Annotated in this window: 13 protein-coding genes and 2 rRNA genes (1 of these 15 cut by a window edge); all 15 read right to left on the bottom strand. The window is 46.4% G+C overall.

All coding sequences use genetic code 11. The features are described from left to right. Window positions 1-5: 5 nt before the first annotated feature. On the bottom strand, window positions 6-686 hold the full coding sequence (gene cysE / locus MHB54_RS16265; protein WP_013312176.1) for a serine O-acetyltransferase: 681 nt from the start codon (window positions 684-686) through the stop codon (window positions 6-8). 487 nt (window positions 687-1,173) lie between these two features. Continuing rightward, window positions 1,174-2,634, bottom strand: coding sequence for a glutamate--tRNA ligase (gene gltX, locus MHB54_RS16260; protein ID WP_013312178.1), 1,461 nt, complete (start codon window positions 2,632-2,634; stop codon window positions 1,174-1,176). 39 nt (window positions 2,635-2,673) lie between these two features. After that, complete coding sequence (ispF, locus tag MHB54_RS16255) at window positions 2,674-3,150, bottom strand: 2-C-methyl-D-erythritol 2,4-cyclodiphosphate synthase (RefSeq protein WP_025723806.1); 477 nt, start codon at window positions 3,148-3,150, stop codon at window positions 2,674-2,676. Then, window positions 3,147-3,845 (bottom strand): 2-C-methyl-D-erythritol 4-phosphate cytidylyltransferase, encoded by a 699-nt coding sequence (ispD, locus tag MHB54_RS16250; RefSeq protein WP_104495557.1) that lies wholly within the window; start codon window positions 3,843-3,845, stop codon window positions 3,147-3,149. The genes ispF and ispD overlap by 4 nt, the downstream gene beginning before the upstream one ends. Window positions 3,846-3,915: 70 nt before the next feature. Next, window positions 3,916-5,001: a PIN/TRAM domain-containing protein gene (locus MHB54_RS16245; RefSeq protein WP_023990569.1), complete on the bottom strand. Its 1,086-nt coding sequence runs from the start codon at window positions 4,999-5,001 to the stop codon at window positions 3,916-3,918. A 194-nt stretch (window positions 5,002-5,195) separates the two neighbouring features. After that, a complete protein-coding gene (pssA, locus tag MHB54_RS16240; RefSeq protein ID WP_071558182.1) occupies window positions 5,196-5,948 on the bottom strand; it encodes a CDP-diacylglycerol--serine O-phosphatidyltransferase in 753 nt (250 codons plus the stop codon). A gap of 54 nt (window positions 5,949-6,002) precedes the next feature. Next, window positions 6,003-7,079, bottom strand: coding sequence for a DNA integrity scanning diadenylate cyclase DisA (gene disA / locus MHB54_RS16235; RefSeq protein ID WP_013373290.1), 1,077 nt, complete (start codon window positions 7,077-7,079; stop codon window positions 6,003-6,005). A 12-nt stretch (window positions 7,080-7,091) separates the two neighbouring features. Further along, window positions 7,092-8,465 (bottom strand): DNA repair protein RadA, encoded by a 1,374-nt coding sequence (gene radA / locus MHB54_RS16230; RefSeq protein WP_023990571.1) that lies wholly within the window; start codon window positions 8,463-8,465, stop codon window positions 7,092-7,094. A gap of 239 nt (window positions 8,466-8,704) precedes the next feature. Then, the gene (gene clpC, locus MHB54_RS16225) at window positions 8,705-11,149 is read right to left on the bottom strand and encodes an ATP-dependent protease ATP-binding subunit ClpC (protein ID WP_023990572.1); all 2,445 of its coding nucleotides are present in this window, start codon (window positions 11,147-11,149) and stop codon (window positions 8,705-8,707) included. A 44-nt stretch (window positions 11,150-11,193) separates the two neighbouring features. Next, window positions 11,194-12,258, bottom strand: a complete 1,065-nt coding sequence (locus tag MHB54_RS16220) for a protein arginine kinase (RefSeq protein WP_071558181.1) — start codon at window positions 12,256-12,258, stop codon at window positions 11,194-11,196. 28 nt (window positions 12,259-12,286) lie between these two features. After that, window positions 12,287-12,811 (bottom strand): UvrB/UvrC motif-containing protein, encoded by a 525-nt coding sequence (locus MHB54_RS16215; protein WP_023990574.1) that lies wholly within the window; start codon window positions 12,809-12,811, stop codon window positions 12,287-12,289. Window positions 12,812-12,880: 69 nt separating this feature from the next. After that, window positions 12,881-13,345: a CtsR family transcriptional regulator gene (locus MHB54_RS16210; RefSeq protein WP_013312188.1), complete on the bottom strand. Its 465-nt coding sequence runs from the start codon at window positions 13,343-13,345 to the stop codon at window positions 12,881-12,883. A gap of 539 nt (window positions 13,346-13,884) precedes the next feature. After that, window positions 13,885-15,072, bottom strand: coding sequence for a GNAT family N-acetyltransferase (locus MHB54_RS16205; protein WP_068939398.1), 1,188 nt, complete (start codon window positions 15,070-15,072; stop codon window positions 13,885-13,887). 164 nt (window positions 15,073-15,236) lie between these two features. Continuing rightward, window positions 15,237-15,353: ribosomal RNA gene (rrf, locus tag MHB54_RS16200) — 5S ribosomal RNA — on the bottom strand. A gap of 150 nt (window positions 15,354-15,503) precedes the next feature. Further along, a 23S ribosomal RNA gene (locus MHB54_RS16195) occupies window positions 15,504-16,716 on the bottom strand; it runs 1,713 nt beyond the window's last position.

Raw genomic sequence — 16,716 nt, 5'->3', positions numbered from 1 at the left:
GAAAATCATTTTTCTAATTTATTCTCTTGGGTCACCTGATGTTTCTGAGCGGATGGCCCATCCTTCAAATCAGATATTTCTGCACGCAAACGTTCAATTTCCCGTTGAAGTTCTCTCATAGAGTCCACAACCGGATCAGGCAATTGATGACTAAGTCGGTCTGGCCGCCTACCATCCTGTCTGACAACTCGCCCCGGGATGCCCACCACCGTACTGTTTGGTGGGACTTCTTTGAGCACAACCGAGTTGGAGCCAATGTTGGACTGTGCCCCAATCGTAAAAGAGCCCAATATCTTCGCACCAGAGCCGATAACAACATTATTCCCAATGGTCGGATGGCGCTTCCCTTTCTCTTTCCCAGTCCCGCCGAGTGTGACCCCCTGATACAATACGACATCGTCGCCAATCTCACAGGTTTCACCGATGACAACTCCCATGCCATGGTCAATGAACAGCCGATCTCCGATACGAGCGCCAGGATGAATTTCAATGCCTGTCATAAACCTCGATACCTGGGATATAACACGGGCTAGAGTACACCAGTTTCGCAAATAAAACCAATGTGCGATTCGGTGTGCCCAAAGGGCATGAACGCCGGAATACGTAAAAATGACCTCAAGCTTACTCCGGGCGGCCGGATCATTATCCAAAACAGTCTGAATGTCGGATTTGAAATGTCTGAACATGTCGCCCTCCTATTCCCTTCATATCCTTGCCGCATCATCACAACACTTCACGTTCCGCCAATTTTCGCATCCACCAGCACTCTTCGACATTTTTCTATCTATAATGAGTCTGAGTCTGATAAAAAAGAAAAAGCGCCTCCGCAGCCTAAGCTGCAGAGACGCATGAACGTGGTCCCACTCTGCTTCGAACATATCTGCTGCATAAAAAGCAAAGCAGTTCGTCTTTAGCGTCCTGTAACGGGAACGACTCGGCACGCCCTTGTCACATCAGCATTTGACGCTAATGAGAGTTCGGGCGCACGGCTCCCAGGCGCATTTCCTCCGCAGGTCATCTGGACGGCTCTCAGCCTGGGGTTTCCCCTCGACCGTCCTCTCTGGCAGATGCCCTTATGCAGTGTACTTCTCCTGTTCGCAGCCTTTACACGTAAATATCAATCCGTATCAATGGAGTCATTATAGCGAAAAGACAACAAATTGACAAGAAACATCAGCCTTTAATTTGTGCCTTAAGACGATCCAGTACCTTGTCACGTCCGAGCAAAAAGATAGTTTCATTCAGATCCCGTCCATGAGTTTGGCCTGTAAGAGCCACACGAATCGGCATGAATAGTTGTTTTCCCTTAAAACCGGTTTCCTTTTGAACTTCCTTGATCAGCTTAGCCATTTGTGGAGCTGTAAATTCCTCGCTCGTTTCAACTTTACCTGCAAAAGCTCTAAGTACCTCAGGAACCTGCTCTTCGGCCAATACAGCTGCTGCTTCAGCATCCAGTTCCAGATGTGAACGGAAAAACAACTCAGACAACGCTACAATATCGGATGCAGAAGTCATCTGTTCCTGGTATAAGCGAACCAGAGCCTTAGCCCAATCCAGTTGTTCCGCAGACAGTTCAGTAGGCAACAGCCCCGCTGCCTGGAGATGTGGAATCGCCATGCTGGCAATTCGCTCAGGATCAGCCTTTTTAATATAGTGATTGTTCAGGTAAGCAAGCTTATTTGTATCAAACACAGCTGGACTTTTGGACAAACGATTAGGATCGAAAATCGAAATCAGTTGTTCCCGATCATAGATTTCTTCTTCGCCTTCCGGGGACCAGCCCAGCAGTGCAATGAAGTTGAATATAGCTTCTGGCAAATAGCCCAACTTGTCATACTGCTCCATGAACTGAATAATGGATTCGTTACGCTTACTGAGCTTTTTGTGATCCTCGCCTACAATCAGCGTCATATGACCGAAGCGTGGCGGCTCCCAGCCAAGAGCTTCAAAGATCATCAACTGCCGCGGTGTATTGGAAACATGGTCTTCGCCCCGTAGTACATGCGATATTTTCATCAAATAATCGTCAACTGCTACAGCGAAGTTATATGTCGGAATACCATCCTTTTTGACGATAACAAAATCGCCGCTTTCCTTGGAATTGAATGTAATTTGACCTTTTACGATATCGTCAAACGTATATTCACGATCTTCCGGTACGCGAAAACGAATACTTGGTACACGGCCCTCTGCTTCAAATGCTTGGCACTGTTCTTCTGTTAGATCACGATGTTTCCCAGAATAGCGTGGTGTCTCCCCACGTGCCGTCTGCTCTTCACGCTCGCGCTCCAGCTCTTCTTCAGTGCAGTAACAACGGTAAGCCAAACCACGGTCCAGCAAATCCTGCCAGTACGTTTTATATATGTCCAAGCGTTCAGTCTGACGATAAGGTCCAAACTCGCCTCCCACGTCTACGCTCTCATCCCAGTCCATACCCAACCATTTCAAATATTTAAGTTGGCTTTCTTCTCCGCCCTCAATATTGCGCTTCACATCTGTGTCTTCGATACGAATAATAAATTTCCCACCTTGATTGCGGGCAAACAAATAATTAAATAATGCCGTTCTGGCATTTCCAATGTGCAGATGCCCTGTAGGGCTTGGTGCATAACGTACACGAACTTCCGTGCTCATATAATCTCCTCCAAATTGAATTACTCAAGATGATAGCATTTACTTGATAAGACAGACAACCGATTGAGCCGCGATTCCTTCACCCCGTCCGGGAAACCCGAGTTGCTCTGTCGTGGTCGCCTTGACGTTCACCTGGGATAGCTCCTCTGCTTCCAGCGCTCGAGCGATGACTTCATTCATCTGCGGAATATACGATGCCATTTTGGGCTTTTGTGCGATAATCGTAGAATCAATATTCCCCAAGCGATATCCTCGCTCTTTAGCTAGTCCCCACACATGCTCCAGTAGCTTAAGACTGTCGGCATCCTTAAATTCTGGGTCGTTATCCGGAAAATGCTTCCCGATGTCTCCCAAGCCAAGCGCGCCCAAGATGGCATCGCTAATGGCATGCAGCAGCACGTCTGCATCGGAATGGCCCAACAAACCTTTTTCATACGGTATATTCACACCTCCGATGATGCATGGCCTTCCTTCCACCAGCTGGTGGACGTCAAATCCTTGTCCCACTCTGATCACTTGATATCCTCTCCCTCTGTTTTTACCCATAACGCCGCCATATCCAAATCCTCAGGCGTAGTAATTTTGATGTTCTTGTAGCTGCCTTGAACGACAGTAACCGGAATTCCTAGCCGTTCTATCAGCATAGAATCATCTGTTCCCAAGAATCCCGACTGCTCCGCTTCCTCATAGGCTCGCAGCAGATCGGAAAGACGAAAAGTCTGTGGCGTTTGAATACTCCACAGACTTCGGCGATCCGGCGTAGCTGTAATGATACCATCCCCGTTCACTTGCTTGACCGTATCCTTTACAGGTACTGCCGCTACAGAAGCACCAGTACGCTGGGCTACCTCAAGGCATGAACGTACAAGCTCAGGTTGAATTAGTGGACGCACACCATCATGCACCATCACCCAATCCGCTTGTAAGTGGCGCAGACCGCGATAAACCGAATGCTGGCGTTCACTGCCACCAGCCACCACCCGTACATTTTTACCGATTTTGTATTGATGAATCCAATCTCGGCAGCGTTCCACATCTCCTGTCCCAGTCACCATCACCATTTCATCCACTTCGGGCATAGCAGCGAATATTTCAAGTGTATGTATGAAGATGGGCTTGTCCCGCAAAAGCAGAAATTGCTTGCTCTCCTGCGTCCCCATACGGGAGCCGCGCCCTGCTGCCACAATGACAACTCCTACCCGATTGTTCATTCAAATAACTCCTGCCCTGATCGCACTTGGACGATCCGTATGATAACACATCTACTTCATCATACCGCGTTTATTGAGCTTTTTCCAATAATTTCGGTTTGGCAAAGATCATACGGCCGGCTGAGGTCTGAAGTACACTCGTGACCAGCACCTCCATCAGAGAGCCAATATAGTCACGTCCGCCTTCTACAACAATCATCGTGCCATCATCCAGATAGGCTACACCCTGCCCATGCTCCTTGCCGTCTTTAATAATCTGCACCATAATTTCCTCACCGGGCAGTACGACAGGCTTCACTGCATTCGCCAAATCGTTAATATTCAGCACTGATACACCTTGAAGTTCGCATACTTTATTCAGGTTAAAATCATTAGTTACAACTTTACCCTGTAACACCTTTGCCAGCTTAACCAACTTACTGTCGACCTCTGAAATTTCCTCAAAATCACCTTCGTAAATCAGCACATTTACATCCAGTTCTTTTTGGATTTTATTCAAAATATCCAGACCTCGGCGTCCACGATTACGCTTAAGTAAATCTGATGAATCTGCAATATGCTGAAGCTCCTCCAGCACAAATTCAGGAATTACAATTGTTCCTTCAATAAAACCTGTCTTGCAAATATCCGCAATACGCCCATCTATAATGACGCTGGTGTCCAATATTTTATGTTCCTCCAGCTTGCGTTCTTCTACACCCGTTCCCCGACCAAAAAAACCAGAACTCCAAAAGGATGACAGCTCGTCCCGCTTTTCTAGCCCAACCATCAATCCTACATATCCGCATATCACGGTAACAGCCGTCTGGATAAGTTGACCCGGGGCCCCCAACCATGAAAAAAGCGGGTAAACTGCTAAGGAAAGTATCAATCCCACCGCTAAACCAATCACACCTGCCATCATCTCGTTCATCGGAATTCGTACCAAGCCTTCAATGCCCTGCTGCAACCGATTCGCCACGGATGCCCCTGCGAATGAACACCCAGCCATAAATAGCACTGCTCCCGCCATCATCCAAACAATCATTCCTGGTAAAGACCCATCACTCAACCATTGCGGCATCCACGTTACAATGCCTCCTACCCGCTGGTATAACGTATAGCCAAACCATGCTCCGCACAATCCTGTAAAAGTTAAAATAGCCTTTCTCCACATTGAGTCTCTATACCTCCTTTATTTTCTTTTCATATAGTCTGCTATTTATTGGATACATAGCATTTCTCTTACCAGTATGATCCATTTTCATCATAACTAACCCTGTGTTTTCACTTTTTATGCATAAAAAAAAAGCATTTATCTCCCTGAAATGCTTCAAGGAAATAAATGCTTATTCTTATTCTTGCTTGATACTAACGCTGTGAATGACGATATTGATCGTCCTGTTCTTCCTGACTGGAACGCTCCCGACCACGTCCACGTCCACGTCTGCGTGACAGCTTACGAATGTTCAGCTTCATGCCATACAATGCATACAGCACCAGCGGTACAAAAATCAGCTTCGACAGCTGGTCAGGGAATTTAACAGCCAACACCACCGCTGCAATTACGACCCATGGAGCAACCCAGATCGCTTTTTTGGGGAGGCCGACCTTTTTAAAATTAGGATATCTCATGGAGCTGACCATCAAATAAGAAACCAGCAACATGGCAATCGACATGTATAACAATGAAATATCGTTATGGAATAAGGACAAAGTGGCTAATACGCCACCTGCTGCCGGAATTGGCAAACCCGTAAAATAACCTGGTACACCAGGACGTACGTTAAATCGAGCCAAACGCAACGCTCCGCACATCGGGAAAATGGCAGTAACCGTCCAAGCGAGAGCCGAATTCGCATCATGAAAAGCAACCATGTACATAATAACTGCGGGAGCAACACCAAAAGATATCATATCTGATAAGGAGTCCAGTTCTTTACCGAATTCGCTTTGGGCATTCAGGACCCGGGCCATCCTTCCATCCAGTCCGTCCAACAACATGGCGACAATAACCATAATAGCGGCAAGACTGTATTTTCCGTCTACAGCCAATAAAATGGCGATCATTCCGAGAAACAAGTTACCTAAGGTACACATGTTCGGAATTGATTTGGTAATCATCTCTTCACCTCAATGTATGAATTGTTCCATTATAATCCTTTCACTGTATTACATTTACATTTGCCTGTCAATGAAAACTTGTTCCTGCAAACGTTTAAGACCTTCTTTAATCGTACGCGCACGAACCTCTCCAATACCATCCACTTCATCCAGTTCTTCTATCGTTGCTGTCATGACATGCGGAAAACGTCCAAACCGCTCCACCAGATTATGAATAATCACATTCGGCAAACGCGGTATCTTGTTCAGTACCCGATAGCCGCGTGCAGCAATATACTCTTCTGATGTCGCAGCTGAAGAAGGGTAGCCTAGTAAACGTACAATATGATTCACATCCAACAATTCGTCGTCCGTAGAACGTTTGAGTCCCAATATAATTTCACGAATTTTCTCGTCGCTATCGTCTTTGGCATAATCCTTATACAGCAACCATGCTTCTTCCTCAATGTTGCTGACAAGCTCTTCCATCTGCATACTAATCAGACGGCCCTCATTTCCGAGCTCGTTAATAAATCGTTTGATCTCCATTTTGATGCGCAGTACCATTTCGATCCGCTGGATGACATTAACGACCTCCGGCATGGTAACCAGCTCTTCAAATTCAGACGCTGTCAAATTCGTAGAGGCTTGCCCCAACACGGATCTATATTTCTCTAACGTCTGAATAGCCTGATTGGCTTTCGTCAAAATAACCCCGATTTCCTTGAGGGCATACCGTAATGTCCCCTGATACAAGGTAATAATATTACGCCGCTGGGAAATAGACACCACTAGTTTGCCAGTCTGCTTTGCAACTCGTTCTGCTGTCCGGTGCCGAATTCCTGTTTCAATCGACGAAATCGAGGAGTCTGGAATCAGTTGCGTATTGGCATATAAAATTCGTTTTAAATCCTCGCTCAATATGATTGCGCCGTCCATTTTAGCCAACTCATACAAATAGTTCGGCGAAAAATCACAATTAATGGAGAAACCGCCATCCACGACTTCCATAACTTCTGGGCTATAGCCAACGACCAGAAGAGCACCCGTTTTGGCACGCAAAACGTTTTCCAACCCGTCGCGAAAGGGAGTTCCCGGTGCCACAAGCCGCAGCAAATCGTTCATTTTATCCAGTTGGCTCGCTTCTTTCATTCTCAATGCCCCCTAATCTAATGCGGCTGCCAGTGCATCTGCCACCGTTCCTACTCCTATAATTTGAATCCCTTTCGGATGTGTCCAGCCCTTCAAGCTTTTCTCCGGCATGATCACCCGTTTGAAACCTAGTTTCTCCGCTTCCCGTACTCGCTGTTCTGCTCGGGATACCGCACGTACCTCACCTGTCAGTCCCACCTCGCCAAAAATCACATCGTACGGCTTGGTAGGAGCATCCCTAAAGCTGGAAGCAATGCTCACAGCTATAGCCAAATCCACCGCCGGTTCATCCAACTTCACGCCTCCAGCTACGTTGAGATAGGCGTCCTGGTTTTGCAAAAACATGCCCATCCGCTTTTCTAGCACGGCTATGATTAATCCCATTCGATGATGATCGACTCCTGTGCCCATTCGGCGCGGAGATGGAAAATGCGTAGCTGCAATCAATGCTTGCAGTTCAACCAATACAGGTCGGGTTCCTTCCATACTGGCTACAACAGTAGAACCCGCTACCCCCAGTGGTCGTTCAGACAGGAATAGTTCAGAAGGATTTGACACCTCACGCAAACCGCTTTCAGCCATTTCAAAAATACCAATTTCATTTGTAGAACCGAAACGGTTTTTAACTGCACGCAAAAGCCGATACGTATGATGACGCTCTCCTTCAAAATAAAGCACACAATCAACCATATGTTCCAACAAACGTGGACCTGCAATGGCCCCTTCCTTGGTCACATGTCCCACCAATACCGTAGCAATACCTAGCCCCTTGGCAATTCGCATAAAGCGTGAAGTACACTCCCGCACCTGAGCCACACTCCCTGGTGCACTCGTCACCTCAGGCAAATATACGGTCTGTATCGAGTCGATGACCAAAAATTCCGGCTTCAAGCTGTCCACCGCTTCTTCAATCGTCTCCAAATTCGTCTCACATAATACGTATAGGCTGGGGGACAAGGCACCGAGCCGATCTGCACGTAGTTTCGTTTGACGGACAGATTCCTCACCAGACACGTACAGCACCTTTAAACCAGTTAAAGCCAGCTCATTAGATGTTTGCAGCATAAGCGTAGATTTACCGATTCCCGGATCACCGCCCACCAAAACGAGTGAACCCGGCACCACACCTCCACCGAGTACTCGATTCAATTCGCCAATTCCCGTCAAAATTCGTGTTTCTTTGCCACTCTCCACCTCTATAATAGAGAGTGGCTTGTCTTTTGTGCTATGAGTAAGAAGGGAAGACCCCATTCCTTGAGTTTTTACAACGCTTTCCGTTTCTTCGACCATGGAATTCCACGCCTGGCATCCAGGACATTTTCCGTACCATTTGGGCGATTCATAACCACATTCCGTACAGGAAAATTTAGTTTTCACTTTAGCCATACTTTATTCCTTGGCTCCTTATTGACGACGATGATGTCAAATTTATGTTCATACAGCCCAGAAAGAGCTGTAACAATAAAAGTTTACCATTGAAGCTTGGCGGACGTAAAGCAATATCACAAACTTTCCCAAAGCATTTACCCAACCTTTTCACCGTGTTTTATACACAAAAAGGGTGTCTTCGCAATAGCTTTCCAGCCTGCGAGACACCCTTTTCTACTATTTATTTAGTAAACTGCTTAGGACTTGGCAGATACATTATCCTTTTTCGTTACAGTCAATGCGCCATTCTCCTCATCAATGAAGAGAGAGTCACCTTTAGTAATGTTGCCAGTCAACAGTTCCTCGGACAGGCGATCTTCAATATGCTTCTGGATTGCACGACGCAATGGACGCGCACCATACGCTGGATCAAAGCCTTCCTTGGCAAGGAATTTTTTAGCGTTGTCTGTCAACTCGAAGTCCACCTCATACTCATTCAGGCGCTTACGCAGCTCCTCAGACATGAGTGACACAATTTCGGCAATATGTTTTTCTTCGAGAGAATGGAAAACGATAATTTCATCAATCCGGTTCAAGAACTCAGGACGGAAACTTTTCTTCAGTTCATCCATCACTTTGCCCTTCATATTATCGTAATCCGCCCCAGCGTCCACTACAGCTGTAAAACCAAGCGTGGAGTTACGTTTAATCGCCTGTGCACCAACATTAGATGTTAGGATGATGAGTGTGTTACGGAAATCGACGACACGACCTTTGGAATCTGTTAGACGACCATCTTCCAGCACTTGCAGAAGAATATTGAATACTTCTGGGTGTGCTTTTTCAATTTCATCCAGCAACACAACAGAGTATGGCTTACGACGTACCTTCTCAGTCAGTTGACCGCCTTCTTCATATCCAACGTACCCTGGAGGTGCTCCTACCAGACGGGACGTGGAGTGCTTCTCCATATATTCGGACATATCAATACGGATAACCGCATTTTCATCTCCAAACATGGATTCAGCCAAGGCGCGTGCCAATTCTGTTTTACCAACCCCAGTTGGGCCGAGGAAAATAAAGGAACCGATTGGACGCTTCGGATCTTTCAGTCCGGCACGTGCCCGGCGAATCGCCCGGCTTACTGCCTTAACTGCTTCATCCTGTCCAATTACCCGCTCATGCAGCAACTCTTCCATATTCAACAAGCGGTGTGTTTCTTCCTCTTTCAGCTTGCTGACTGGAACACCTGTCCAGATTGCAACGACTTGAGCGATATCCTCTGGTGTAACTTCAGAATCTGTACGACCCTGTTGTTCTTTCCATTGGTTTTTCGTCACGTCTAGCTCTTCACGGATTTTTTGCTCTGTATCACGCAACGCTGCCGCTTTTTCAAACTCCTGACTTTGTACCGCTGAATCCTTTTCCTTACGGATATCTTCCAGACGGTTTTCCAGCTGTTTCAGGTTTGGCGGTACAGTGTAAGAATTCAGCCTTACTTTGGAGCCCGCTTCATCAATAAGGTCAATAGCCTTATCTGGCAGGAAGCGGTCGGTGATATAACGATCTGACAATTTTACGGCCGCTTCAATAGCCTCATCTGTGATCTTTACACGGTGATGCGCTTCGTAACGGTCACGCAGACCATACAAGATTTGAATCGCCTCTTCTGGAGAAGGTTGATCCACTGTAATTGGTTGAAAACGACGTTCCAAGGCAGCATCTTTCTCAATATATTTACGGTATTCATCCAGCGTGGTCGCACCGATGCATTGCAGCTCGCCACGTGCCAGAGCAGGTTTCAGGATGTTGGACGCATCAATTGCGCCTTCCGCTCCACCAGCACCAATCAGCGTATGCAGCTCATCAATGAACAACACGATATTACCCGCTTGACGAATCTCGTCCATAATTTTTTTCAAACGATCCTCGAATTCACCACGATACTTGGTGCCTGCTACCACAGAACCCATATCCAGCGTCATTACGCGCTTGTCGCGCAACGTTTCAGGAATCTCATTCGCTATGATTTTTTGGGCCAATCCTTCGGCAATCGCCGTTTTACCTACCCCAGGCTCACCGATTAGAACCGGATTGTTCTTTGTACGGCGGCTGAGCACCTGAATTACGCGTTCAATTTCCTTGCTACGCCCAATAACAGGGTCCAGGTTGTTTTCCTTCGCAGATGCCGTCAGATCGCGTGCCAGACTGTCCAGAGTTGGCGTGCTGACATTAGCTGGAGCACCGTGATGGCTGGAAACAGCCTCGCTGCTGCCGAGCAATTGAAGCACTTGCTGACGCGCTTTATTCAGACTGATGCCCAGGTTGTTCAGTACACGTGCTGCTACGCCTTCGCCTTCACGAATAAGACCAAGCAAAATATGTTCTGTACCTACATAGGTATGGCCCAGTTTGCGGGCTTCATCCATGGACAGTTCGATGACTTTTTTGGCGCGTGGAGTATAGGCAATGTTCGTCGGTTGCTCTTGACCGCGTCCAATCAGCGTTTCCACTTCATCCTGGATTTTTTCCAGTCCCAGCCCTAAACCGATTAAGGCTTTCGCGGCTATTCCTTCACCTTCACGAATGAGGCCTAGCAAAATGTGCTCTGTGCCAATGTTGTTGTGTCCCAATCGAACAGCTTCTTCCTGAGCCAAAGCAAGCACTTTCTGTGCACGTTCCGTAAATCTTCCAAACATCATATATCCTGCACCTCCACAGTGTGTATTTCAGATCATTCTATATATTAAAGGGTTGTGCCTAATTTTTGCCGGATCAGCTTCGCCCGGTACATATCGCGCTCTTCGGTATTCATTTTATCCCCAAAGCTTTTTTGCAGGAACCCGGGTTGTGTCATCACATTCAGCTCATTCATCGCTGCGGTGGAAGGACGCTCCAAAATCCCTAAATCTACGCCAAGACGTACATCGGATAGCCGCTGTGCAGCCTCCTTGGAATCCAATACTGCTGCATATGACAAAATACCGAATGAACGCATCACCCGATCTGTAATTCGCAGCATAGATTCATTCATTAGCCTTTCTCTGGCAGAACGCTCGTGCTCAATAATTTGTAGCACCACGCCATGTAGATTCTCAATAATCTCCGCTTCGGTTTGTCCCAGTGTAATCTGATTAGATACCTGAAACAAATTTCCGACCGCTTCGCTGCCTTCACCGTAAATGCCACGAACTGTAAGACCTACCTGTGAAACAGCAGACAATATACGATTGATTTGATGAGTCATAACTAATGCAGGCAAATGCATCATCACCGAAGCTCTCATACCTGTGCCGACATTCGTCGGACAACTGGTCAGAAAACCTCTCCGATCATCAAATGCATAATCAACATGCGCTTCAAATGCATCATCAATAATCATAGCGCGTTCCCAAGCTTCCCTAACCTGACATCCCGGATATAAGCACTGGATACGCAGATGATCCTCTTCGTTTATCATAACACTAACCGATTCATCATCGCTAATTAAAACAGCACCGTTACGAGATTCGTTCGCCAAATTTGGACTAATCAAATGCTTCTCAACCAGCACCTGCTTGTCGATCTCATCCAACTCGGATATTTTCAACGTATGAAAAGTACCAAAACCGCCTAAATCATCATACTGAAGGATATCCGTCAAGCGTTGAAGTGCTTCTTCCGACTGCTGATTGGTAGCAAGCATGGGAAAAGGCAGATGCTGCAAGTTACGCGCAATTCTCACCCGGCTGCTAATGACAATCTCCGAATCCGCAGCATCACCACGCATCCAGTCACTTAGCGGCTTCTCCGTAAACCGAATATTGGGCATTACGCATCCCTCCTACTCTTCACAAACTTTACTCTTCAGTCATTTCTTTTTCAAGTTCTCTGATTTGATCCCTAAGCTCAGCAGCTGATTCGAATTCTTCCTGTACAATATGCTGTTGCATCTCTTTTTTCAAATCGTCAATTTGCCGTTTAACCTTCAGTCGGCCTCCAGTGCGAACCGGAACTTTACCAACATGATTCGTACTGCCATGCACACGCTTGAACAGAGGGTCCAGACGACTATCAAAATATTGATAGCACGATGGGCATCCGAAACGTCCCAGCTTACTAAACTGTGCATAGGTCATGCCACAATCCTTGCATTGCAGGTTCTGCGGACCACTGTGGCCTGGAGACTGGCTCTTTGTACTGGAGTCAAAATCCAGCATCCCCGACAACAAGCTATGAATCGAAAAGCCGTTAGGTGTTCCAGGGATCATCTCCCCTTTTTCCTTGGCACACGTCTCACAAATATGAAACTCTGTCTTTTCGCCATTCACAATTTTGGTGAAATGCAAAGTTGCCGGCCGCATATTACATTCTTGGCACAGCATAAAAGCACCTCCTTCAATGTCAGGATTTATACCAATCCCTACATCCAAACGTTAGTCTCTTTCCACACACTATTTGGTCGCCAGCAACGAAATCAGCATAGCCTTAAGCAATCTTGCTCGCAGTTGATCACGATAGGGAAGCTTCAGTAATAATGTATCCCTTGATAAAGCAGCCTTCATTAAATTAGCTTCCCTTTTGCTTAAAAAATGGGCTTCCTCTAACTGATAAATCAGACCTTCTGCTGCCGATTGGCTTATTTCCTCCCCGATGCTCTGATGAAGATGTGTATGGATGGCATGCTGTGCAGGCAGCTGAATTCGCTGAATACGAATGTAGCCCCCGCCACCGCGTTTACTTTCCACCACATAGCCTTTTTCCAGCGTAAACCGGGTGCTAATTACATAATTAATTTGCGACGGCACGCAGGAAAAGCGGTCAGCCAGATCATTGCGCTGAATCTCCACTAAACCTTGGGGACTTTCCAGCAATATACTCTTCAAATATTGTTCAATAATATCGGAAACATTGCGCATTTCATCATCCTCCACTAACGGAAACGCAAGTATTCAAGTACATTTCACGCTCCACAGAGTCCGCCGTATATTGAACTTAACCAAACGGTAAAGTCACGAATCTAAGCTGTATTCAGGCTATTGCCTGATCTACATCCATTGGAATTGTACCGTTTTGTCTCTAGTGTGGCCTTTATTTGCGATTAATCATACACTTCTCTTATGTTCATAAGAGTCAGCTCCTAACTATACGCAAATCATTTCGATCCTCATTTACTTCTTTGCTATCAAAATTACCTTATAAGCTAATTCATCAGCATAGTACTTCTACAGAATCACACTAGGCTTAATTGACTTTGACTTTCTTTGACTATATTCATATTATAGCACATTATTCATTTTTGCCAAGGGGTCAATACCATTTTTCGCAATCTAATTATGTTTTATACAATACCATAAAAAAAACTCTTCCCATTACAGAAAGAGTTTTGAAAATTATGATAACCACACAAGTCATGTTCCCTGAAAGATGGAGCCTAAGAAGAACTAAATGGCCTTTATCAGAAAAAATCCAATAAGAACGTTTGTTTTACTGGTATTACACGTTTAAGCGCAGACACAGACTCACTGCTGCCTTCAATACGCTCCCACTTATACAGATCATCAGCCTGCTGGTAGCCAAGCATCAGAGTCGTCAGTGACTGAATCCCAAGTTTCAAGTCAGCTACTATGGCGTTTTCAGATGAAATACTTTTATCCACTCTCTCCAAATGGCCTTGTCCTTTCGTCGTAATCGTTAATCTCCATAATCCATCATTCCATGGAGCATACCGATCTGTCAGACTTAAGGTTAAACTTGTTTCCTCTCCAATCTGCTCAAAAGGGTATCTCTTTACAAAAGCAGCTGCATCCACAATACGACCCATAAAATAAGGCACCGTTTCCTGTTGAATTCGTGGATCATCGAGTAAAAATGGCAGATTGTCATCTGCTGGAACGTAATTAAATTTACCTTGGGCTATCATTGAGTCATGATTTGCAAAATAAGTCCATAAAGCCCGACGAGCCGTCTCATTTTCATATATCAACTCATCACAATTCAACTGTTTATCTTCAATTTTGTATAGTGCATATCCCTGAGGATCGCCTGTTTCAGAGTAATATACCGCAGTTCGATAGTTCTCATTTAAAATCCGCTCTTGCCACCATTCCTTATCTCGTACCAGCGTGCCATTATAACGAGATGCATACGCTTGATACACTTGGTCCAGTTCTAAAATATCTTTGACATCGCGTTTGACTGTACCCTCTGTTTTAAGTTTTACAGGGAATTTATCAATGGGAATGACGTACTTTTTGTATTCAATATACGTTTCCCAACCAAATTTACGATAGAAGGCAAAGGAGAATGGATGCAGAAAAGAAAGGCTTTGTCCCGCAGACTTCATTTCTTCAAGCGCATGCGTCAACAAGCGTGATACCATGCCTCCGCGACGCTTTTCTGGCCAAGTTGCCACACCAGCAATGCCTCCCATATCAAAAACCTGACCGTTTATGTATACCTGTAGCGGTAACAAAGTCAGTTTAGCATTCAAGTCATGTCCGTCGAATATTCCCCATGTTTGCTCCGGTTTGAATTTCTTCTTGGATTTTTCCAAATCTTCCTGGGACATTGTAAACTGAAAAGCATATTGAGATAATTCAATAGCCGCTTCAAATTCCTCACGTTGTAATTGTCTGATCTCCATAACTTCGTCACCTCGCTTGTATACTTGGGCATCCATAAAAAAGATTATACACTTAGAGTGTGGCAAAGCCTCTTCCCTCTGTCAACCTTAGAAGCAGGTGGCCATCTAAAAACACATAAAAAAAGGATGATAATCTCAATGAGATTATCATCCTTTTCACTTTTGCTTGGCGACGTCCTACTCTCCCAGGACCCTGCGGTCCAAGTACCATCGGCGCTGGAGGGCTTAACGGTCGTGTTCGGGATGGGTACGTGTGGAACCCCTCCGCTATCGCCACCAAACATGAATTTGCTATGCAAATTCTATCGTACGGTTATTCGCTTCATCACATATCGTGTGAATGAATAGCCATGGGCTTATTGTATGTCACTTGTACATACTTTCAAGGTTACACCCTGAAAACTGGATCCGAAACTTATTTGCGTTTTATTTAGGATAAGCCCTCGACCGATTAGTATTGGTCAGCTCCATGCATTACTGCACTTCCACCCCCAACCTATCTACCTCGTCGTCTTCAAGGGGTCTTACTAATTGGGAAATCTCATCTTGAGGGGGGCTTCACGCTTAGATGCTTTCAGCGCTTATCCCTTCCGTACATAGCTACCCAGCGGTGCTCCTGGCGGAACAACTGGTACACCAGCGGTACGTCCATCCCGGTCCTCTCGTACTAAGGACAGCTCCTCTCAAATTTCCTACGCCCACGACAGATAGGGACCGAACTGTCTCACGACGTTCTGAACCCAGCTCGCGTACCGCTTTAATGGGCGAACAGCCCAACCCTTGGGACCTACTTCAGCCCCAGGATGCGATGAGCCGACATCGAGGTGCCAAACCTCCCCGTCGATGTGGACTCTTGGGGGAGATAAGCCTGTTATCCCCAGGGTAGCTTTTATCCGTTGAGCGATGGCCCTTCCATGCGGTACCACCGGATCACTAAGCCCGACTTTCGTCCCTGCTCGACTTGTAGGTCTCGCAGTCAAGCTCCCTTCTGCCTTTGCACTCTTCGAATGATTTCCAACCATTCTGAGGGAACCTTGGGGCGCCTCCGTTACTCTTTAGGAGGCGACCGCCCCAGTCAAACTGCCCACCTGACACTGTCCTCGCACCGGATCACGGTACCAAGTTAGAACCTAGATACGATCAGGGTGGTATCCCAAGGATGCCTCCCTTCAAGCTGGCGCTCAAAGTTCTACGGCTCCCACCTATCCTGTACAGATCGTACCCAAATTCAATATCAAGCTGCAGTAAAGCTCCATGGGGTCTTTCCGTCTTGTCGCGGGTAACCTGCATCTTCACAGGTATTAAAATTTCACCGGATCTCTCGTTGAGACAGCGCCCAAGTCGTTACGCCATTCGTGCGGGTCAGAATTTACCTGACAAGGAATTTCGCTACCTTAGGACCGTTATAGTTACGGCCGCCGTTTACTGGGGCTTCGGTTCATAGCTTCGCCCGAAGGCTTACCACTCCCCTTAACCTTCCAGCACCGGGCAGGCGTCAGCCCGTATACTTCGCCTTGCGGCTTCGCACAGACCTGTGTTTTTGCTAAACAGTCGCTTGGGCCTTTTCACTGCGGCCCCCTCGGGCTATTCACCCTACCGAGGCACCCCTTCTCCCGAAGTTACGGGGTCATTTTGCCGAGTTCC

The organism is Paenibacillus sp. FSL M7-0802, from assembly GCF_038004945.1.
In the GTDB taxonomy this organism is placed as follows: Bacteria; Bacillota; Bacilli; order Paenibacillales; family Paenibacillaceae; genus Paenibacillus; species Paenibacillus polymyxa_B.
This window is presented reverse-complemented; position numbering and strand designations above follow the sequence as displayed.